Genomic DNA, 18,896 nt, shown 5'->3' on the forward strand with positions numbered 1-18,896 from the left:
GAGAAACAAAGATGAATTTATATTTGAATTTTGCTGCTTATTTAGGACTTGGATTGCTTTTGCTAGCGGCAGGTGTTGGCTTGTTCGTGCTGGCTACTCCAAAAATTAAGGAGTTTGAACTGATTGGCAAGAGAAATATCACAGCTGCTCTTTCACTTGGCGGGAAAATGCTTGGACTTGCAATCGTTCTAGGGGCAGCAGCGGAATATTCGGTATCCCTTCTGGATATGGCTATTTGGGGCTCCATTGGGATATTCACACAAATCATTGTATTCTTTGTCGCTGAGGTAGCTACGGTCAGATATAGTCTTCAAAAAGCGATTGAAGAAGACAACCGTTCTGTGGGTGTCATTCTCTTCTCACTTTCTCTCGCTGTAGGCTGGATTGTTGCAAAAAGCCTTTCTTATTAGGAGGAGAATGAATTCATGAAAAAACTAACTTACTTTGTTCATGATGGGAAAGACAATTATGAACCATTATACGAATATACAATCCCGAATGTCGGTATCGATGAATTTTATGCCCGCCAGCTCTGCACTTATTTCATTATTAAAGGAAGCCAGTATGAACTGATATCCAATGAGATGGTTGGGGATGAAGAAATACTCGTTCTGGAGGACCGGGGCAGGAACAATTATGTCATTGATGAGAAAAATTATCGAGGTATGGGAATCCACGTGGAATTCCGGCGACATAAGGAAAGTGAGAATTATAGGTTGTTAACTACAGTTCCTTGTCGGACACACCTTGATGTAATTCGCTATCTTTTAAAAGATATCATTGATCTCTCTGATTTCGGGCAAATGGCTGTAACCTCCACTGAAGTGGATGAAGATCGGGGAGTTTACGTGCTGTATCTTAAAGAGATTGGTGAAAACGACATGGAATAGGAGGCATTCCATGAAAAATTACAAAGAAAATAGAGCAGCTTTTTATAAAAGCATAAATAATTTCTGGACCGATTTGTATGGAGAGGAATATGCCTTATTGGATATTTCCACAATAGATCCGGGGGAAGTCGAAACAATCAGGCTTTGTACAAATAGAATCGGCAGAATATTTTTTAAAGTTAGTGAGCTTTTGAGAAATGTCCAACTGGATACCTTGAGTGAAATGGGGTATCCAGCTGAAACACTCGATTTTATAAGGCTCAAAACATTAAATGCTGAGAGTGTTATCGCCAGGCTGGATTTAATTAAAACTGAAAATACATACAAATGCATTGAGATCAATTCTGATACTCCAACCTTTATTAAAGAATTATTTAGTGTTAATGGATCTGTAGCAACTCATTTTGGCTTAAAGAATCCCAATGAAGGAATGGAGGCTCAACTCGCAAGAGCTGTCCGGTTTGCTGTCGCTGCATCTGCAAAATGGCTGGAAGAAACTGAACCATATGTTGTTTTTACCGCGCATGAAGACAATGTAGAAGATCGAAATACAGTCATTTATCTGCAGGAGCTATATGGTTTACCTTCCAGATTTATTCCGCTAGATAAACTTAGGATCATACCAGGGAATGGTCTATACGATGAAACTGGACGCAAGATTGACATACTCTACCGGCAAACATTTCCGATAGAAAGCCTCATTTTGGATGAAGACGATTCAGGAAATAAAATCGGGATGTGGCTGCTTGAACTAGTAAAAACAAAGAAACTGGAAATGATTAATCCTCCGTCCGCCTTCTTATTGCAAAACAAGGCTGTTCAAGCGGTAATATGGGGATTACATGAAGGTAATGATCCATTCTTCACACCCGAAGAGCATTACTGGATCAACGAATATTTCCTCCCAACTTATTTGGAAGCGGAGCCGTTTTTAACAAAGCAGATTCCTTTTGTCAAAAAACCTATCTTTGGGAGAGAAGGTGACACAGTCGAGATCTACAGCCGCTCTGGTCAATTGTTAATGGAAGAAAAACATAAAAATTACCACGATGTTCCATCTATTTTTCAGCAGTATATAGAACTGCCCACTGTTACATACAATTCAGAAAAAGGTATGCAAAAAGGACATCTTTTGACCGGCAGTTTTCTTGTTAACGGAAAATCATCGGCGCTTGGTTACCGTGTAGGAGGACAAATTACCAACAACCTTTCTTGCTTTTTACCAGTGGGATTGGCTTAAGAGAAAGGAGGTTCCATCATGTGGATTTTACAGAGGTTATTTACAAAACTGCTGAAAGTCAGTCTTTTGAAAATCACTTTGGTCGTTATTGGAGTGATCCTGTTAAGCAGCTTGATTATCATGACGCTGGAACCAGAAACTTTTCCGAGATACCTTGATGCAGTTTGGTGGACAATGACCACTGTCGTGACGGTTGGTTACGGTGATTACTCACCCAGCAGTGATTTAGGTCGAATTTTTACGATGGTACTGCTGTATACAATCGGGATTGGGGCAATGGGTATTATTATCAGCAAGATTTTTGATAGTTTGACTTTGTATAAAAAAATGAAGGAGGAAGGGAAGTTGGCATATAAAGGAAAGGACCACTATATACTGATCGGCTCCTCCAAAGATAAACTAAGTAATGTTGTTGAGGAAATTCTTAACTCTAATAAAAAGTGCGAAATAGTCATTGTCGATCATGGTAATGAATCGCCAGTGCAGCATGACCGAGTACACTTTGTCAGCGGAAACCCTGCTGAAGAAGAAATTCTAATGCAGGCTAATATCCTGGAGTCCAAATCAGTAGCCGTGTTTACGGATGATCGTATTGAGTTTCCTGAATACGCAGATGGGAAAACTTTGCTAATTGCATCAAGGGTAGAACATATCTCAAAACAGTCAAAAAGAAACATATACACGGTTGCCGAGATCATGAAAGAAAAGCATATTGCATTGTTTGAACATGCGAACATAGATGAGTTTATTTTATCCAACGAATCAGTATCTAAACTTATGGCTCAAGCAGCAATCTTTCCTGGTTCAAGCAGATTGTTTAAACAACTGCTCAGCAATATGGAAGGAGAAAACCTCTATAAAATTGATAAAAAGCCGCATTGGACCACCTACAAACAAGCAGCCATGGAGCTCTTTGACTTGGGGGCAACACTCATTTCAGATGGACACGCGCTTGATATTGCCAGGAAACATGATGAGCAAATTCCTGAGGGTACAGAGATGTTTGTCATTTGTGATGAGGCAACTTATAAAAAACTATGCAGTTAAAACTTCCTCAAAAATATTCTTCCCTTTTGGTTTAAAATATTTTTAGAAGGATATAATAATCACGCAAGGTTAAATTGCAATTTTTTTAATCGCTAGGAGGCAACAATTGTGGAACGTGGTAAAGTAAAATGGTTTAACAGCGAAAAAGGCTTTGGATTCATCGAACGTGAAGGCGGGGAAGATGTATTTGTACACTTCTCAGCAATCCAGGGCGAAGGTTACAAATCTTTAGATGAAGGACAAGAAGTTACATTTGATGTTGAACAAGGCCAGCGTGACCCTCAAGCGACAAACGTACAGAAAGTCTAACTAAGGATATTTAAAACAGGCTCAGATTTACTGGGTCTGTTTTTTTGTTTGAATAAGAAAGAAAAAATTTTTGTACTTAGATTAGTGTCCAGCTCCAGCGCCTAGCCCCTCGAGTCGCTTGTCTAGCTGCGGCTCCTAACTCCTCGAGACGTTTCGGTCCTGTCAATGAAGTCAAAGAGCGACTTCACAGTCAGGCCCTCCAACGCTTGTCGGGGCTGACCAAGGCGCTTACGCTTTTCTTATTTGTTTGCGTAAATATTGTTGCTTTTGAGGAGTTGAATTCAAAAAAAAAACACATCCTTGATGTGCAAAAATTAAAATCCAAAAAAAGAACTGATTATATTTCGTTTTCTGAATTTTCTTAAGGAAGTGATAGGTGTTGAAGAAGCTTGATTATCTTCCTTGGCTACAGGTTCCTGTTGTGCTGCGGCTTCCTCCATGCTTGCAATCACTTCTTTAAGCCTGGCGACCTCACTTTGAAGATCCTCAATCTCCCTGCGATGCTGAAGGATTTGATAAGAAACAACTTCATCAGCCTTCCTATTAAGTCGGTTTTCGAAATCCTCCATGCGCTTTATTAACTTATCCATTGCCAAATCTGGTTTAACAACTGGTATTGTCGCCTTTCTAGGCTTTCTTCCTTTAACTTTTAAATCCTGCAATAAAACTCCTTTATTAAGCTGTTCTTTTATGTCCTTTAAGACCTCGATACTTTCCTTAGAAAATTGATAATGCCCTAATTCCGTACGCTCCATTTGAAGGTTTGCCTGCTTCACCCAGCGTTGAATTGTGCTCGGTGAAACGCCGAGCAGCTTTGCTACTGCGCTAGTATTCATCATTACCCCTCCTTCTTGTAATAAAATTTCGCTTTTAAATCTGCTTTTCCTTTGTCGTTGACAAAACTAGTCGGTTTTCGGCAAAGAAAGTGAAGAAACATCACCATACACTCTTTAGTTAAAATTGCTTCAACTTTATTACACTATACAGTCGAGTTATGTTAGTTTTTATCCAGTTATCCATAATTTTTATGAGAACTGTAAACTTTCTTGGTAAAGGATGGTAATATTAAAATATCGATTTGGAGGGTTAACAATCATGCTAAAGAAACCTATAATTATAAAAATTATGATAGCTGGACTTCTGATATCCATGTTTTATGCAGGATACCTTCATTATAAAATAACTCAGCACGCTAACATGGATGTCCCGAAGAATGCAGATTATATCCTAATTCTAGGAGCGCGGGTCAAAGGAAAAGTGCCTTCGTTGGCTTTGCAATACCGTATAGACCACGCAGCAAACTATCTAAAGGAAAATCCAAATACAATTGCGATCGCCTCTGGTGGTAGAGGTCCAGGGGAAGACATATCTGAAGCCGAATGCATTAAAAGGGAACTGATACAACATGGAATCGAGGAATCAAGGGTTCTCCTCGAAGACAAGTCAACTGACACATATGAAAATATTGGCTTTTCTAAAAAAATGATCCCTGATAATGCTGAAGTGGGTTTAGTCGTGACGAACGATTTTCATATATTCCGTGCCAAGATGATAGCAGACAATGAAGGGCTGGAGATAAATGGATTACCTGCAAAGACGCCAATTCAGGCAGTGTTGAAATCCTATACAAGAGAATACTTGGCGTTGACTAAATATTTCATGATGGAAGTATTAAGGCAGGAAGAAAGCAGGAATGAAAATGAGGTGAATAAATGAACGCTCCAGAGGTTGTTTTAAATCTATTGGCATGGGGTGCTGTATTCATTCTGGCAAGACGTATTTATACTAAGCAGGAAAGTAAGCCAATAATATGGAAGCTGGTAATTGTCATTTTAGTTGGCTTATTCTCTTTCTCTATTAATCTGCCATATATGGACCAGCAGATAAAACTAGCTATTCTTCCTCTCGGTGTATGGATTTTATATGGAATTTATTCGCGAAAAAATGAAGGCATAAGCTGGGATCAGTATCGGAAATATGCCTGGTTAGGATTCTTCGCCAATTTTATCTTTTTGGCAGTATCGCTAATCAATCCACTAATTCATTGTGCTATATTTCCTGGCAATGAGATATCAACCTATCTATCGAATAGCAACAAAGGAAAGATCATTCAAACCCATCCCTCTGCTGATCATAAGAAATTAGACAGGGATTCTCTTCTAATTCAAATGGACAGTATCAAAGAAGAACCTGTTTTTAGTGAAAAATGGTACTACGAAACCTTTGAGTCTGGGATTGAACGTTCAAAAGCGGAGGAAAGATTCCCATATCAGCTTGCAAGAACTAAAGCAAAATGGGGGAGCGGGATAGATCCTATGATTTTTGTTGAACAAGATGGAAAAGGGCTCTTAATCTCAACAGGCCAAAAGCAATTATACTTTCGTGCCGAAAAAACTTTTCTGAAGAAGGGGGAGTAACTTCATGCGCAAAAAAGTGCTCGTGCCTCTATTACTTATCATGATTCTGATTTCTTGTGGAATTTTTTATTGGTATTATCTAGCTCCTCCAGCAACCTTTCCAGACCAGGAGGAAATAAAGGCGATCTTGAGCGGTCCAAATAACAGGGTTGGAATAGCGGAAATACAGGACACGATTTTTCTCGATGATAAGCATGTATACATTCCTTTCATTACAAAAGAGGAAGACCATGGTATCAGCTTTTGGGAGTGGAAGAAGCATGAGTGGCAATTATCCAGCTTCTCTACCGGGAGCATGCCGCAAATCTGGAAGATGGATTCTGATGACCCGTCATCATATTATATTATCTGGAATTTTCACCCGGAGAATAATTTGGAGTATTTGACGTTTTTTTTAATAAAAGAACGTGGATTTTCCGTCACTGAGGGAAAGCACCATTATGATCCCGGTATTCAAATGGATTACAGGGCAGAGGCTGGGAAGAAGTCATATGGTTATACTTCAATTCCTTCAGAATGGCAAAATTATATGGCAGCAGAAAATAAACTGATGGAAGAAAGGAAACCGAATGGTTTATTTGCTGACTTTTTTCCACCTGCTCAATATTACTTTGGCTGGCAGGCAACATCGGCTGATGGGTCCACTGAGTATCCTTCTTACCCAAACTTAAATGGATTTGGCAGTGGCGGTTCATCAACAGAGCATCTTAGATTTTTAAATGATAATGATATTTTTATAAGATAATATGCTTGTAAGGATAATTAAGGGACACAAAAGCAGTGATTCCTATGCTTGATCTTGTTCATGAAACTTTTTAGCTTAAATATTCGTATTAATAAGGGTACTTGTAAAATAGAGCAGAACTGACGTGAAATCATTCATCAGGTTCTGACTGATGTAAGAAGGGTAAGTAGGTAAAATAAAGTGATAAAGGAGAAACAATTAATGAAAGTTAAGCACTTGATGAAAATCTCAGTTTTATTTAGCCTGTTTGTTTTCGCTTTGAGTATTTATACTGTTCCAGCATTTGCTTCTAATGACAATGATGACGATGTCATAAATGAGAAATACGGACCACCAATTGTGGTTTACGGTGAAGCACTTTCGAATAAGCAGAAAGATGAAGTCAGGAATCTGCTAGGAATCAAGGATCCTTCTAAAGTCAAGGAAATCGTCGTAACAGGAAAAGATCTTGTAACCTATATAGACGGCGATGAACACTCGAATATGTATTCATCAGCCAAGATTACCAGGAAGGATACCGGTGAAGGGCTCGTGATCAACCAGGTCACCCCAGAAAATATTACTGAAGTAACAGATGAAATGTATGCTAATGCCCTATTGACAGCTGGAATCGAAGATGCAATCGTAGATGTAGTCTCACCAGTCAAGGTTACCGGTCACTCTGCACTAGTGGGAATCTATAAGGCTTATGATGAGGGTGAAGGAACGGCGCTGGATAAGGATCGAACAGAAGTTGCGAACCAGGAATTAAACCTGGCAACGAAATTAGCAAAAAAAGAGGGGCTTGATCAGGATAAGGTAAGTGAGCTTCTGACAGAAATTAAAAAAGAGATTGCTGCACAAAACCCAGCAACAAAAGAAGAAATCGAGAAGATCATCGATGAAAAGTTAAAATCTCTTGAAATCCAGCTTAGCCCTGAAGACAGGCAGCTTCTTGTTGACTTGTTCAACAAAATGCGTGATTTGAATATCAATTTCGATAATGTAAAAACACAATTAGAAGACCTTTCTACTGATATCCAAAAGCGTATTGAGGAAGCAGTTGGCGATAAAGGATTCCTGGATTCTGTCTCTAACTTCTTTAAAGAACTAATTGAAAGCATAAAAAGCATTTTTTCCTAAAACAGAGGATTTTCCCTCTGTTTTTTTGAATATATAAATAGATACACAATGAGAGAGATGGTGAGGAAAACTTCAATGAAAATACGTCAAGCTGAAGAACGAGATACTGATAATTTTGCAAAACTTATTCAAGAGGTTGAAGATAGCACGAATTTTATGTTATTTGTCCCTGGTGAAAGGAAATTCAACCCTGAGGCTCAAAGAAAGATGATTCAGGCTTTTGGGGTTGAAAAAAATTCAAATATCTTCTTGGCTGTTGCTGACAGTGGATTGGCAGGATATTTAATCGCAAAAGGAGGAAGTGCCAGCCGAAATAAGCATACAGCTTATCTTGTTATTGGAATAAAAGAAGATTTTCGCGGCTCCGGAATTGGCACCATCCTTTTTGAAGAGCTCTTAAGCTGGGGCAAGAAAGTGAAAATTCACAGATTAGAATTAACGGTGGTGACAGAAAATAAGGCAGGTATTGCATTATACGAGAAGATGGGCTTTGAAATAGAAGGTATCAAGAAGGATTCATTATTAGTGGATGGCAAATATAAGGACGAATTCTACATGTCCAGAATAATATAAAAAAAACAGGCTAAAAGCGCTGGGAAAGCGTGCGATTTCAACCTGTTTTATCAGCTTAAAGTGGTTTGCCTAGCTGAGATTTATTGTTATTAGGCTGATTCAGGAATGGTGAAGAGCTTCCCATTCATCCCTTAGTAAGCCCATTTTAATTGAATCATAGTATTTCCCGTTATAAAGTCTGCATTTCCTGATTCGAGCTTCTTCGACCATTCCCAGTTTTTTACCGACCGTAAGCATCCGGGAATTGCCTGACCAGGTTGTAAAGCCAATCCTTGGAATTGGGAAGGTTTCAAATAGATGTGCAATCCATACTTTTAATGCTTCTGTGCCAAACCCGCCATTCCAAAATTCTGGCAAATATATTACAATCCCGATTTCAAGCCATTGTGAAGATTCGTGTTCCCAGTAATATGTCACCATCCCGATAATTTCATCGTCTACTTTAATCAAATATTTTCTGTCATATCCCTGATGGATGAGGTTCGTCATTTGTTCTTTAAACTTATCTAGACTTTCTCGCCTAAGAGGATAGTAAGGAGCATCCCATTTTTTCCATTCAGGATGTTCGTCATTGTGAATAAGGCCCCACCATGTTTCCAAATCCTGCTCTTTAATTTTGCACAACATAACTTGGTCACCTGATAATACATCTGGTGTCTGCATGTATCTGTACCTCCTTAATAGATATGAGGTTATACGCTTATGTTTTACTAATTCTCTTTAATTCTAGTATTTCCTGCGCCAGAACAAAAATACAAAAAATATTCAAATCCACAGAAAAAGAGACGCTTTGGAGAGCGTCTCTTTAGTTAGTTGCTTCGTCATCTATAAATGCATTTTCATTAACTGCGAAGAAATTTAAACCAGCGGCGATTGCGAAAGCTCCTCCAAGTAATGCGAATGTAGTAATCATTATGTAATCGCTCCTGTCAATAATTGTTTTTGTTACTACATATATTCCCGCAGTGGAAGCTATTAAACCTTTTATTACGGAAAAATGACAAATTAATTTATCTTGTAATAGTTAATCATCTGAAAAGAATCAAGAGGTTTTTAGATATTGTTGTAGAATGACTATAACGGAATACTATGAACTGGAGCAGGAGGAAGATGCTTGAAATTATGTAGCAGAAAAATGACGAGGGAGCTAGCGTTGAATGTTTTAAGCTGGCATTATGATCCCCCTTATGATTTTTATTACAATCAAGTGACTGAAGAGGCTATAAGTGAATTAGTGAATGATGGGTATATGGCGGTAGAGGATGAAAAAGGAGAGTTGCTTGGGTTTTATTGCAGTGGTCGCTCAGCCCAGGTTCCTGCTGGAAGAGCAGTCGGTGTGTATACCGAATATGCAATTGATATTGGGGTAGGGATGCATCCTGAGTTAACTGGAAAGGGGAACGGGTCTCTATTTTTGTCACTTGTTTTAAATGAGCTTAAACCTATAAATTCAGATGTCATTTTCAGATTGACAGTCGCAAAATTCAATATAAGGGCAATTAAGCTATATGAAAACCTGGGATTTAAAAAGATGAGTGAGATTAAATCTGACACTCACGACTTCATTATCATGCTAAAGTGGTGAAAAGCTAATTCGTTAGTGCTTTTCAGCATGGAGGGGCTTTTTAATAAAAATGAAATGAAATAATTTGTATTTGTTAAATACTCCCTTTATAATGAAAAAGCTGTGTGAAAAATAGGTTTCACATTTAGCGATATATAGTTTGAAGGGGAGAAGAAAAATGAAAAAGTTTTGGATTTTACTTTCTGCGATGGTATTCGCAATCGGGTTGACTGCATGTTCAGCAGAAAAAGATGAAGCACAACCTGAAAATAAAGAATCAGAGGAAGCTGCAGAACCTGCTGCTAACCCAAAGAGTGTTATGTATAAATTTTACATGAGCATCGTTAGGACAATTAATGACGCTGATGCTGATTTAAATGCCTATGAGGGAGCAGAGGAGCCGACTCCTGAACAGAAGACAGCTGCGAGTGAGTCTGCAGCTGCTGTTGCAACTAAAGTTGAAGGACTTGAAGTGCCTGCGGATTTGAAGGATCAAAAAGCAGATTTAGAAAATGCTCTTAAAGAGATTGCAGAATCGTATAAAATGAAATCAGAAGAGCTAAAGAAAGATGCTCCAGCGTTTGAGGCTGCTGATGAAAAATTCACACAGGCAGAAGAAAAGATTGGTGCTGCATTTGAAAGCCTTGAAATGAAAAAGCCTTCACTTGCGAAAGAACTGTAGTAAGAATTAAGAAAGCTGTGCCAGATGGCACAGCTTTCTTAATTTCCGACATTATTGGCAGAGTATTTTAGCCGATTTAGAAAAGTATTATTCCTCTGTTTTTTCAGTAGATTGCTCAGTTCCATTTTTCATGTTGAAGTATGCATCCATTACAGCGCGACCGATTTTTTTGTTAGCACCATGGTCAACATTGCCCTGGTAAGCCCAGGGTACCACTACAGCCATTGCGATTTCTGGATTGTCAGATGGTGCATAACCAACAAGGCTCAGATTCATCGTTTGTATCAGCGGCTCTCCTTTTACACGATATTGACCATCATAGAAAGCTTCCGCTGTTCCGGTTTTTCCAGCAGGAGAGTAGGTTGCGGTGCTGAAATAACGATAAGCTGTACCGCCTGATTCCTGCATGACTTTTTTGAAGCCAGAATGGACGCGAGAAAGCCATTGGTCTTTCACGCCAATATCGTTAAGGACATTCGGAGAAAAAGACTTATAGATTGGACCAAGCTCTTCACCATCTAACGCGGGTTCACGTATTTCCTTGACAATTCTAGGTTGCATTCTGTAGCCGCCATTAGCAATCGAAGAGATGTACTGGGCAAGCTGCATGTTCGAATATGTATCATACTGCCCGATAACTAAATCGAGTACTTTACCAACTGGATTATTGGCACCCTTAGCACCGGTCTGTTCGTTTGGCAAGTCGATTCCTGTTCGGATGCCAAGTCCAAAAGAGGCAAAGGAATTGCGGATCGTATCCCAAACTTTTGGGTCAAGATTCAATGGCTTTTGATAACGATAAACTCCATTTCCAATCTTAATCGCGGTATGGAACATATAAACGTTGGAAGACAATTTCAAAGCTTCAAGATCATTAGGACTTCCTAAGTAGGCATAAGACTTTTTTATTGGAGTATCTTTTATATGAAGAGCTCTATCATCGAATCTGGTAGCTGTATTGATGACTCCCGTTTTATATCCAGTTAAAACTGTCGCCCCTTTGACAACAGAACCGACGTTGAAAGTCAAACCAATATTGCCAAGTGCGTCGTCTTTCATTAGAACTTCTTTTGTTTTCTTATTAGTTTCGATCTTTTTGCCTGCCATTGTCAATACTTCACCAGTATTCGGATTCATTAAAACAACGTAGGCACTATCCAGGAGTCCTGTTCCGGGAGAGCGTTTGGCAGCCCATAACTCTTTCTCGATGATTTCCTCGACAGCAAGCTGGAGATCCATATCTATACTAAGGACTAAGTCTTTTCCGCGCTGACCTTCTGAAACTAATTCCTTTTCAATCAACTCGCCAGCTTTATCTGTCACATTCACGACTTTTTCTTTTTTTCCCTGAAGGACATCCTCGTATTCCAGTTCCAGATTGCTTTTCCCCACACGGTCATTTCGTGTATAGCCCCGGGATATGAAATAATCAAGTCGTTCAGCAGGAAGACCTTCACTGCTTGTTGTGATTCTTCCTAGTACAGGTTTGAAAGTATCTTCGAATTTATATTCGCGGTCCCAGTCTGTTGCAGCATTAACACCTGGAAGAAGGGACAGATTTTCATTAACCACCGCATATTCTTCATGTGTGACCCCTTCATTTTTGATGATTTGCGGTACGAATTTATAGCCGCTGTTCATAATGCTGAAAATGGCAAGCTCTTCAATATCCTGCTCAGTTAGTTGATTCAGGTGCTTATCTGTAATTCTATCAAGTTGCAGTTTATATAAATCTTTGTTTTTCAGCTTTTTGTTTTTAAAGAGTTTCATTTCCTTATCTTTTATAAGTTTTTTTGCTTCATCTGGATGTTTGATCATCCAGAAATCCTTCATATCTCTCTCTCGTACCTTATCTGTATCTTTCTCAATGATTTTGGCTAACTTTGCAGCTACCTGGAGCATTTCCTTTTGAGAAGCCCCTTCATTCGTATATGTAATAGCATTCAATGGTTTGTTGTCGACGATTAGCTTATGGTTTCTGTCCAGCATCTTTCCACGTGGGACAGGGTTATTGACTGTCACATCCTCCTTGCGATTTATTTCTCGTTTATAATCTTCACCATGGACGATTTGGACAATGCCGAGACGAAGGACCAGCAGAGAGAAGAGAATAAATACTGAAAAGAATAGAATATTGACCCTTATAGGTGTTGTATTCTTTTTTTTAGGCAAGTTTCCTCACATCCTATCAAAATATAAAAACCATCTATTACCATTAGTGTACGTAAAGATTTACTACTCTGTAAAGGTTTTCCTGTAAAATAAAAGGAACCCTATTTTATTTTAGGATTCCTTATTAGTATCATATGGCATCTTCAGGTATTATCATACTGCTGTCTGTATTGGGAACTTTACGCTTTTCAATGTTGATTTCATCAGAGGAATAAATCATGACAATCATTTTTCCTGGATAAGTCCTAGCACGGATTAGGATAGGCTGGTTGTATTTGTTCTTGAAGGTGAAATCAGGACCATACCAGCTGACAGTTGCATCTCTGCCAGGTGGAACGTAGGGAACCTGCTTGCTGTGAGAATATCGCTCGAGTATCTTCATGCCCGAACGATCGGCTGCATTAAAAAGTGTTGATGAAACCTGGCAAATACCTCCGCCAATTCCCTCTGACAATTCTCCTCTAACAATTATGGGAGCAGGCTGATAACCGCGTGAAGCAGTACGTTTGCCGACAACTTGATTGAAGGAGAAAGTTTCCCCGGGAAAAACAACATAATTATTGATCGCTTCTGCTGCCAGGTGAATGTTATGCGTCCGTTCCTTATTCCTGCTATTGAAATATGTAATGTAGTGACCAATTAGATTTGTTCGAATATTGGCGATGATTTCGCTGTCTACCTTTGGATATATAGGCAATGCAGGAATTCGTAATCGTGAATGGTGACTTTCAAAAAAACTAGCTGTGAATCTTTTCTTGAATTTTTTCTGGTCGAGTATATACCCCACTTTTTCAGGTATGATCTTCCCGTAATCATCCAAACCTGCATTTGTGGGTTCCATTTTAATTTGAAGAGCCATCTCTTTATTTAATGTTTCCAGCATTGTATGGTTAAGAATTGGATAACCAAACCATGGAATCGAAAAGTCTGATCGTTGAACTTCTGTTACTGATTCATTTTCCCAGACTAAATCTATTTCATCCTGATTATCTGCGGTACTGCTAGAAAGAATAAGTCCTATTGCCAATAACCATGTCAATTTCCTCACCTCCCGTTTTATTATGGTTAAGCAGGTGGTGTTTAATGTATCTTGGGTTTGGTGGTTTTTATTGGAATTATAAAGAAGGAGTTGGCCGGTTTCTGGCGAATAATCCATTATGCTCAGATATGGAAAGAAGGTAAACTATGGTCACGGTAAGGAGAAACGACTTGGATTGGATCAGGGTTATTGCTACATATATGGTATTCTTCTACCATTGCTCAATGTTCTTCAACCCATTTCCATGGCATATAAAGAATGAGCTGCTAAATTCAAGTTACATTCTGATATTTAGTCTGTTTGTCGGCACTTGGATTATGCCGATTTTCTTTGTGCTGTCAGGAATTAGTACTAAATATGCAATGCAGAAAAGAACAGGAAAAGAATTTCTAAGAGAACGTTTCATTCAGCTTGGAGTACCTCTTATATTTGGTATATTCATTTTAAGCCCGCCGCAAGTGTATATTGAACGTGTTTCACATCAGCAGTTTTCTGGACCATTTCCATCATTCATCCCGGAATATTTTAATGGGCTTTATTTGGAAATAGGAGGGACGGGCAATTTTGCTTTTGTTGGGCTTCATTTATGGTATCTCCTAGTACTACTGGTGTTTTCCGTTGTATGCATGCCATTAATAAGCAGGGTGAAAATCAAAAAGGATTCTTTTCATATGGGGCACTATTTATTGATTGTGCTAGTATTGATTTTCATTTCCTATTTCTTTACCTTCGTAAGTCTTGGTGGTTGGGGAATTCTATATTACCTCGCCTTATTTGTCATCGGATTTTTCTACTTTTCAATGGACAGCTTTAATAACTATCTGAACAAATATTGGATAAAGATCTCAGTGCTTGCCGTTACCATGTCTGTTATTTATATTAAGTGGTTTATATCAGGGGTTCCTGTACAGTATGGAGGCTTAGCATTTTTGTTTACAACCGTGAAGGTATTGAGCAGCTTGAATAGTGTTTTATTGTTTTTTTACCTGGCTAGTAAGTATTTACAACGCAGGGACGATTTTCTCAACTTTAATTCCATTTTTTCGATGCCTATGTATATCCTGCACCAACCTGTAATTGTGCTTATTGGTTTTTGGATCTATCAATATGACTGGGCCGTTACGATTAAAATCCCCATTTTAGTCACGTCATCCTTTTTTATCATTATTTTAAGTTATCAACTATTTATTAAAAGAATCCCAGCTCTTCGTTTCCTATTTGGCATGAAAGCTAAACCACCGAACAATATGGCCATTGAACCTATGATGAAGGGATAAAAAGATACCTCTATATTTATCAGTATTGTCTCTCGATCATGCTATGCAATGACTCATGCTTGAAAAAGAAAACAAGGGTTTTTTTGTGCAATTTGTGCCTCTAAGACCTGATTCGTATTTTAGATATGAGAATTTCATGAATAAAATAATAAACCATCACAAATAGTGTTAGATTGATGTCAATCTCAACAGGATAAAGAAGATAACTACGATTTTATTCATTATAAATTAGCACTTTAGTTCACTCTAGAGTGCTTTTATTTTGAAATTTTTTGAAATATTTCTTTAATTAATATCACGAAATGTGTAAAATTACACTAAATAGAAAAATATAATGAAAAGCTGGTTTTACATTTCTTAATTTTTCTTAAGAAATTATTAAGAAATTATCCCCTATCTTTTTGGAAGAGGTTGGCATATAATTTAACTGTATTAATAATAATAGTACACTTAGTACAGATAGGGGGTCATTATGTTTGAGCTTGACCTGAGAAGCCGAAAACCGATATACGAACAGCTTGTAGACAAGATGAAAGAGCTAATCATTAATGAAGTGCTCAAACCTGATGAACAATTGCCTTCTGTGCGTCAGATGGCACAGCAATTGACAATAAACCCAAATACAATTCAAAAGGCATATAGAGAGCTTGAGGTAAAAGGATTCATTTATTCATTAAAAGGCAAGGGGAGTTTTGTCAATGCAATGGAACCTGGAAAAGATGCAGATAAAATATTGCAGGTGAAACAGCATCTGGAAAAACTGCTCCAGGAAGCATTGTACATGGGCATTACTTTGGAAGAATTACATGAGATGGTAGGAAACATTGATAGTTCGAAAGGGGGCACCGGGCAAGATGATTCAAATGATCGAGATAAATAAAACATTTGAAAAGCACGAGGCAGTAAAAAACATCAATATGACTATAAATAAAGGCTCCATATACGGGTTGATTGGATCGAATGGTGCAGGTAAAACGACCATCATTAAATTGCTTGCTGGAATTTATAAACAGGACTCTGGTAAGGTGCTTTTGGAAGGTTCAGCAATCTTTGAAAACCAAGCTTTAAAAGAGAAAATCTTTTATATATCCGACCAGCCTTATTTTTTTCCTCAATATACAGTCAAGCAGATGGCGAAGTTCTATAAAAGCATATATCCTTCGTGGAATGAAGCAAGATTTATGAAATTATCGGAAGTATTCGGCTTCAGTATGAACAAAAAAATACATACCTTTTCAAAAGGCATACAAAGACAAGCTGCATTCTGGCTCGCCTTATCGACGATGCCTGAAATATTGATTCTTGATGAGCCGATGGATGGATTGGATCCGGTGGCAAGAAAAAAGGTTAAAAACCTACTGATACAGGATGTTGCAGACAGGGAAATGACGATTTTGATATCCTCCCATAACTTGCGCGAAATAGAAGATATTTGCGACCACATTGGGATTTTGCATCATGGATCACTCCTTTTGGAAAAAGACCTCGATGATCTCAAATCTGATATACATAAGGTTCAGGTGGCTTATAAGGGAGAAACACCGAAGCATCTTGAAAATCAACTGACAATGCTCCACTGCGAAAGAAGGGGAAGTGTCATGGTGTGTATTATCAGGGGGAAAGAGGAAGAAATCGAGAAGGTTATCAATCAGACCGAGCCCGTTATTTTTGATATCCTCCCATTGACATTAGAGGAGATTTTTATATATGAAATGGGGGATATCGGCTATGCAATCAAAAACATCCTTGTTTAACAAAGAAATGATCCTCCAGGTTGGGAGAAACGTCGGCTGGATCTCTGTCATTTACTTTCTGGCTCTATTTTTCGCAATTCCATTAAGAATCATGATGATGTATTCCGGTGAAAATTACCGTGATTTTATGCCGGTGGAAAAATTGTTTGACCTTAATTTTGCTATACAGTTCATCATGTTCATGACAGTACCAGTTGTTATGGCAATCTTTCTATATCGTTTCCTGCAAGTAAAGCAGGCAGCAGATTTAATCCATAGTCTGCCATTGAAACGGCAAGATATATTCCACTTTTATACACTGACAGGGTTTGTATTTCTGATTATTCCAGTCATCCTGATTGCGATGGCTACTTCTTTAATTCACAGTGTGTATGACCTGAATCTATATTTTCAGCTGCAGGATATTCTCAGATGGACAGGAACCGTCCTGATATTTAACACTGTATTTTACCTGTCAGGAGTTCTTATAGCAATGCTAACAGGAATCTCGGTAGTACAGGGAGTCTTGACTTATATCTTGCTGTTGTTCCCTGCCGGATTCACCTTGCTGATTGTCTATAATCTTGGACTTATGTTATATGGATTTCCTAGTGATTATTATCAGATGAGGAATATAGAATATCTTTCACCTATTTCACACCTGACTATTTTAGAGAGCGAGTCAATATCCACAAAGGCAGTTCTTTTATATTCAGGCTTTGTGTTGGTCTCATATGTGCTGTCACTATTTATCTATAAAAAAAGGAAAATAGAAGCCGCATCGGAGGCAATTGCTTTTAATAGTTTAAAGGTAGTTTTTAAATACGGAGCTGCTTTCTGCATGATGCTTCTCGGCGGCATGTATTTCGATGCTATGCAGAATAAGTTTGCGTGGCTGATATTTGGATACACAGCTGGGGGCATAATTGGATACTTCGCTGCCGAAATGGTTCTCCAGAAATCATGGAGGGTCTTTGGAAAAGTAAAAGGCTTAGGATATTTTGCGGTTTCGATGGCAGTCTTGATCCTTGTAACTCAAGCGTTCGCTCCTTACGAGAAAAAAGTGCCTGCTTTAGATCAGATTAAAAATGTCACATACGCGAATCATGTTTATATGGATGAGGATGAACGGCTTGCTCCAAAGGCACTATACCAGCAAGAAAATATCGAGGCTGTCCGAAAGTTCCATGAGAGTATTATCAATAATGAAAAAATGAATGAACAACGAATGGAATTACAGGAATCTGCTCTCTTTATTTATGAATTGAAGAATGGAGATAAACTAGTTCGCCAGTACACCGTCGATCGATTTGATTACGAGCCCAGAATAAGAGAGATTTTTGAATCACTGGAGTATAAGCATGCACACAAGCCTATTTTTAAAGTAAATACAGATGACATTACCTCAATTAGAATAAACAAACATATTAATGATAGCTCGTTGACAATTACCGACGAGGAAAAGATTAAACAGGCTATTTCAATCCTGAAAAAGGAAATAGAGCAAGAACCTTTTTCAATTGATTATTATACAGTAGGTAACACATCATCGATTGAAATTATGTCTGGGATAAACGATTACGACCATATTGAGTTAAAACGTTCATACAAAAGCTTCATCGCATGGCTGGAGGAAAACGAAATGCTGAAAGAAGCAATGGTGACGCCCGATGACATTGACTACATTGCCGTGATAAATGAGCCAATAAAAGAGGAGCAATTCAAAGAATATCCTGAAGAAGAAATAATTCATCGTATTTTGAACGATAAAAACGCTCTTAAATTGAGTGAACATGACCAATTGCTCTCTTCGATCGAGAATGCCGGTTATGGCTGGTTTAATGAAGCCCCGTATACCGCAATTTTCGTATACAAAGCAGGTAATCACAAAGAGATTCGTACATTTAGCAATAAAGATGTACCAGCGTTTATCAAGGATTATTTTAAGTAAGGGTCTTTTAGTAACTTTTCTTGCTATCACACCTTAGGTAATGACCGGGTTCTGAGTTTTTATGGATAGTTTTCCCTATCGATCCGGAATCCCCTTTAAAAAGAACATCAAAACCTTTCAGAAGACGAATTAGTG

At 38.3% G+C, this 18,896-nt stretch carries 20 protein-coding genes; 16 read left to right on the plus strand and 4 right to left on the minus strand.

The features are described from left to right. The first annotated feature begins 11 nt into the window (after nucleotides 1-11). From LC048_RS08800 to LC048_RS08820, 5 genes are all read left to right on the plus strand, one after another. On the plus strand, nucleotides 12-410 hold the full coding sequence (locus LC048_RS08800) for a DUF350 domain-containing protein (RefSeq protein WP_226607425.1): 399 nt from the start codon (nucleotides 12-14) through the stop codon (nucleotides 408-410). A gap of 15 nt (nucleotides 411-425) precedes the next feature. Further along, on the plus strand, nucleotides 426-890 hold the full coding sequence (locus LC048_RS08805) for an RNA helicase (RefSeq protein ID WP_226607422.1): 465 nt from the start codon (nucleotides 426-428) through the stop codon (nucleotides 888-890). A gap of 10 nt (nucleotides 891-900) precedes the next feature. Beyond that, on the plus strand, nucleotides 901-2,130 hold the full coding sequence (locus LC048_RS08810; protein ID WP_306050008.1) for a glutathionylspermidine synthase family protein: 1,230 nt from the start codon (nucleotides 901-903) through the stop codon (nucleotides 2,128-2,130). An 18-nt stretch (nucleotides 2,131-2,148) separates the two neighbouring features. Further along, nucleotides 2,149-3,177 (plus strand): ion channel, encoded by a 1,029-nt coding sequence (locus tag LC048_RS08815; protein ID WP_226607417.1) that lies wholly within the window; start codon nucleotides 2,149-2,151, stop codon nucleotides 3,175-3,177. A gap of 108 nt (nucleotides 3,178-3,285) precedes the next feature. Further along, complete coding sequence (locus LC048_RS08820) at nucleotides 3,286-3,486, plus strand: cold-shock protein (protein ID WP_306050010.1); 201 nt, start codon at nucleotides 3,286-3,288, stop codon at nucleotides 3,484-3,486. 314 nt (nucleotides 3,487-3,800) lie between these two features. Here LC048_RS08820 and LC048_RS08825 read toward each other — a convergent pair whose 3' ends face one another. Next, the gene (locus tag LC048_RS08825) at nucleotides 3,801-4,322 is read right to left on the minus strand and encodes a MerR family transcriptional regulator (protein ID WP_443137080.1); all 522 of its coding nucleotides are present in this window, start codon (nucleotides 4,320-4,322) and stop codon (nucleotides 3,801-3,803) included. Nucleotides 4,323-4,581: 259 nt separating this feature from the next. Here LC048_RS08825 and LC048_RS08830 point away from each other — a divergent pair, with 259 nt between their 5' ends. The 5 genes from LC048_RS08830 to LC048_RS08850 all read left to right on the plus strand — a co-directional run bounded on the left by LC048_RS08830 (nucleotide 4,582) and on the right by LC048_RS08850 (nucleotide 8,343). Then, nucleotides 4,582-5,202: a YdcF family protein gene (locus tag LC048_RS08830; RefSeq protein WP_226607409.1), complete on the plus strand. Its 621-nt coding sequence runs from the start codon at nucleotides 4,582-4,584 to the stop codon at nucleotides 5,200-5,202. Further along, nucleotides 5,199-5,903: a hypothetical protein gene (locus LC048_RS08835; RefSeq protein ID WP_226607407.1), complete on the plus strand. Its 705-nt coding sequence runs from the start codon at nucleotides 5,199-5,201 to the stop codon at nucleotides 5,901-5,903. The genes LC048_RS08830 and LC048_RS08835 overlap by 4 nt, the downstream gene beginning before the upstream one ends. A gap of 4 nt (nucleotides 5,904-5,907) precedes the next feature. Beyond that, on the plus strand, nucleotides 5,908-6,648 hold the full coding sequence (locus LC048_RS08840) for a hypothetical protein (RefSeq protein WP_306050013.1): 741 nt from the start codon (nucleotides 5,908-5,910) through the stop codon (nucleotides 6,646-6,648). Nucleotides 6,649-6,849: 201 nt separating this feature from the next. Next, nucleotides 6,850-7,770: a DUF1002 domain-containing protein gene (locus LC048_RS08845; RefSeq protein WP_371932016.1), complete on the plus strand. Its 921-nt coding sequence runs from the start codon at nucleotides 6,850-6,852 to the stop codon at nucleotides 7,768-7,770. Nucleotides 7,771-7,845: 75 nt separating this feature from the next. Continuing rightward, nucleotides 7,846-8,343 (plus strand): GNAT family N-acetyltransferase, encoded by a 498-nt coding sequence (locus LC048_RS08850; RefSeq protein WP_306050015.1) that lies wholly within the window; start codon nucleotides 7,846-7,848, stop codon nucleotides 8,341-8,343. Between the two features lie 99 nt (nucleotides 8,344-8,442). On the opposite strand, the gene LC048_RS08855 is transcribed toward LC048_RS08850, so the two are convergent. Further along, on the minus strand, nucleotides 8,443-9,006 hold the full coding sequence (locus LC048_RS08855) for a GNAT family N-acetyltransferase (RefSeq protein WP_226607399.1): 564 nt from the start codon (nucleotides 9,004-9,006) through the stop codon (nucleotides 8,443-8,445). 451 nt (nucleotides 9,007-9,457) lie between these two features. On the opposite strand from LC048_RS08855, the gene LC048_RS08860 reads away from it, so the two are divergent. Next, nucleotides 9,458-9,928, plus strand: a complete 471-nt coding sequence (locus LC048_RS08860) for a GNAT family N-acetyltransferase (protein ID WP_226607397.1) — start codon at nucleotides 9,458-9,460, stop codon at nucleotides 9,926-9,928. A gap of 157 nt (nucleotides 9,929-10,085) precedes the next feature. Next, a complete protein-coding gene (locus LC048_RS08865) occupies nucleotides 10,086-10,589 on the plus strand; it encodes a hypothetical protein (RefSeq protein WP_226607394.1) in 504 nt (167 codons plus the stop codon). Between the two features lie 87 nt (nucleotides 10,590-10,676). Here LC048_RS08865 and LC048_RS08870 read toward each other — a convergent pair whose 3' ends face one another. Together LC048_RS08870 and LC048_RS08875 are read right to left on the minus strand one after the other, a co-directional pair. Then, nucleotides 10,677-12,761: a peptidoglycan D,D-transpeptidase FtsI family protein gene (locus LC048_RS08870; RefSeq protein WP_226607393.1), complete on the minus strand. Its 2,085-nt coding sequence runs from the start codon at nucleotides 12,759-12,761 to the stop codon at nucleotides 10,677-10,679. Nucleotides 12,762-12,891: 130 nt separating this feature from the next. Continuing rightward, nucleotides 12,892-13,800 carry a VanW family protein gene (locus tag LC048_RS08875; protein ID WP_226607390.1) on the minus strand — a complete coding sequence of 303 codons (909 nt, stop codon included), beginning with the start codon at nucleotides 13,798-13,800 and terminating at the stop codon, nucleotides 12,892-12,894. Nucleotides 13,801-13,970: 170 nt separating this feature from the next. Here LC048_RS08875 and LC048_RS08880 point away from each other — a divergent pair, with 170 nt between their 5' ends. From LC048_RS08880 to LC048_RS08895, 4 genes are all read left to right on the plus strand, one after another. Continuing rightward, the gene (locus LC048_RS08880; protein ID WP_264188557.1) at nucleotides 13,971-15,077 is read left to right on the plus strand and encodes an acyltransferase family protein; all 1,107 of its coding nucleotides are present in this window, start codon (nucleotides 13,971-13,973) and stop codon (nucleotides 15,075-15,077) included. 472 nt (nucleotides 15,078-15,549) lie between these two features. Then, complete coding sequence (locus LC048_RS08885) at nucleotides 15,550-15,957, plus strand: GntR family transcriptional regulator (protein ID WP_226607385.1); 408 nt, start codon at nucleotides 15,550-15,552, stop codon at nucleotides 15,955-15,957. Then, complete coding sequence (locus tag LC048_RS08890) at nucleotides 15,932-16,831, plus strand: ABC transporter ATP-binding protein (RefSeq protein ID WP_226607383.1); 900 nt, start codon at nucleotides 15,932-15,934, stop codon at nucleotides 16,829-16,831. The genes LC048_RS08885 and LC048_RS08890 overlap by 26 nt, the downstream gene beginning before the upstream one ends. Next, nucleotides 16,785-18,761: a DUF6449 domain-containing protein gene (locus tag LC048_RS08895; protein ID WP_306050019.1), complete on the plus strand. Its 1,977-nt coding sequence runs from the start codon at nucleotides 16,785-16,787 to the stop codon at nucleotides 18,759-18,761. The genes LC048_RS08890 and LC048_RS08895 overlap by 47 nt, the downstream gene beginning before the upstream one ends. Nucleotides 18,762-18,896 lie beyond the last annotated feature (135 nt).

This window comes from Mesobacillus subterraneus, assembly GCF_020524355.2.
Classification (GTDB): Bacteria; Bacillota; Bacilli; order Bacillales; family Cytobacillaceae; genus Mesobacillus; species Mesobacillus subterraneus_C.

Excerpts from the sequence above, each read along its gene's own strand:
- LC048_RS08800 (WP_226607425.1), top strand. The coding sequence starts at position 12 with ATGAATTTATATTTGAATTTTGCTGCTTATTTAGGACTTGGATTGCTT.
- LC048_RS08805 (WP_226607422.1), top strand. The coding sequence starts at position 426 with ATGAAAAAACTAACTTACTTTGTTCATGATGGGAAAGACAATTATGAA.
- LC048_RS08810 (WP_306050008.1), top strand. The coding sequence starts at position 901 with ATGAAAAATTACAAAGAAAATAGAGCAGCTTTTTATAAAAGCATAAAT.
- LC048_RS08815 (WP_226607417.1), top strand. The coding sequence starts at position 2,149 with ATGTGGATTTTACAGAGGTTATTTACAAAACTGCTGAAAGTCAGTCTT.
- LC048_RS08825 (WP_443137080.1), bottom strand. The coding sequence starts at position 4,322 with ATGAATACTAGCGCAGTAGCAAAGCTGCTCGGCGTTTCACCGAGCACA.
- LC048_RS08830 (WP_226607409.1), top strand. The coding sequence starts at position 4,582 with ATGCTAAAGAAACCTATAATTATAAAAATTATGATAGCTGGACTTCTG.
- LC048_RS08835 (WP_226607407.1), top strand. The coding sequence starts at position 5,199 with ATGAACGCTCCAGAGGTTGTTTTAAATCTATTGGCATGGGGTGCTGTA.
- LC048_RS08840 (WP_306050013.1), top strand. The coding sequence starts at position 5,908 with ATGCGCAAAAAAGTGCTCGTGCCTCTATTACTTATCATGATTCTGATT.
- LC048_RS08845 (WP_371932016.1), top strand. The coding sequence starts at position 6,850 with ATGAAAGTTAAGCACTTGATGAAAATCTCAGTTTTATTTAGCCTGTTT.
- LC048_RS08850 (WP_306050015.1), top strand. The coding sequence starts at position 7,846 with ATGAAAATACGTCAAGCTGAAGAACGAGATACTGATAATTTTGCAAAA.
- LC048_RS08855 (WP_226607399.1), bottom strand. The coding sequence starts at position 9,006 with ATGCAGACACCAGATGTATTATCAGGTGACCAAGTTATGTTGTGCAAA.
- LC048_RS08865 (WP_226607394.1), top strand. The coding sequence starts at position 10,086 with ATGAAAAAGTTTTGGATTTTACTTTCTGCGATGGTATTCGCAATCGGG.
- LC048_RS08885 (WP_226607385.1), top strand. The coding sequence starts at position 15,550 with ATGTTTGAGCTTGACCTGAGAAGCCGAAAACCGATATACGAACAGCTT.
- LC048_RS08890 (WP_226607383.1), top strand. The coding sequence starts at position 15,932 with ATGATTCAAATGATCGAGATAAATAAAACATTTGAAAAGCACGAGGCA.
- LC048_RS08895 (WP_306050019.1), top strand. The coding sequence starts at position 16,785 with ATGAAATGGGGGATATCGGCTATGCAATCAAAAACATCCTTGTTTAAC.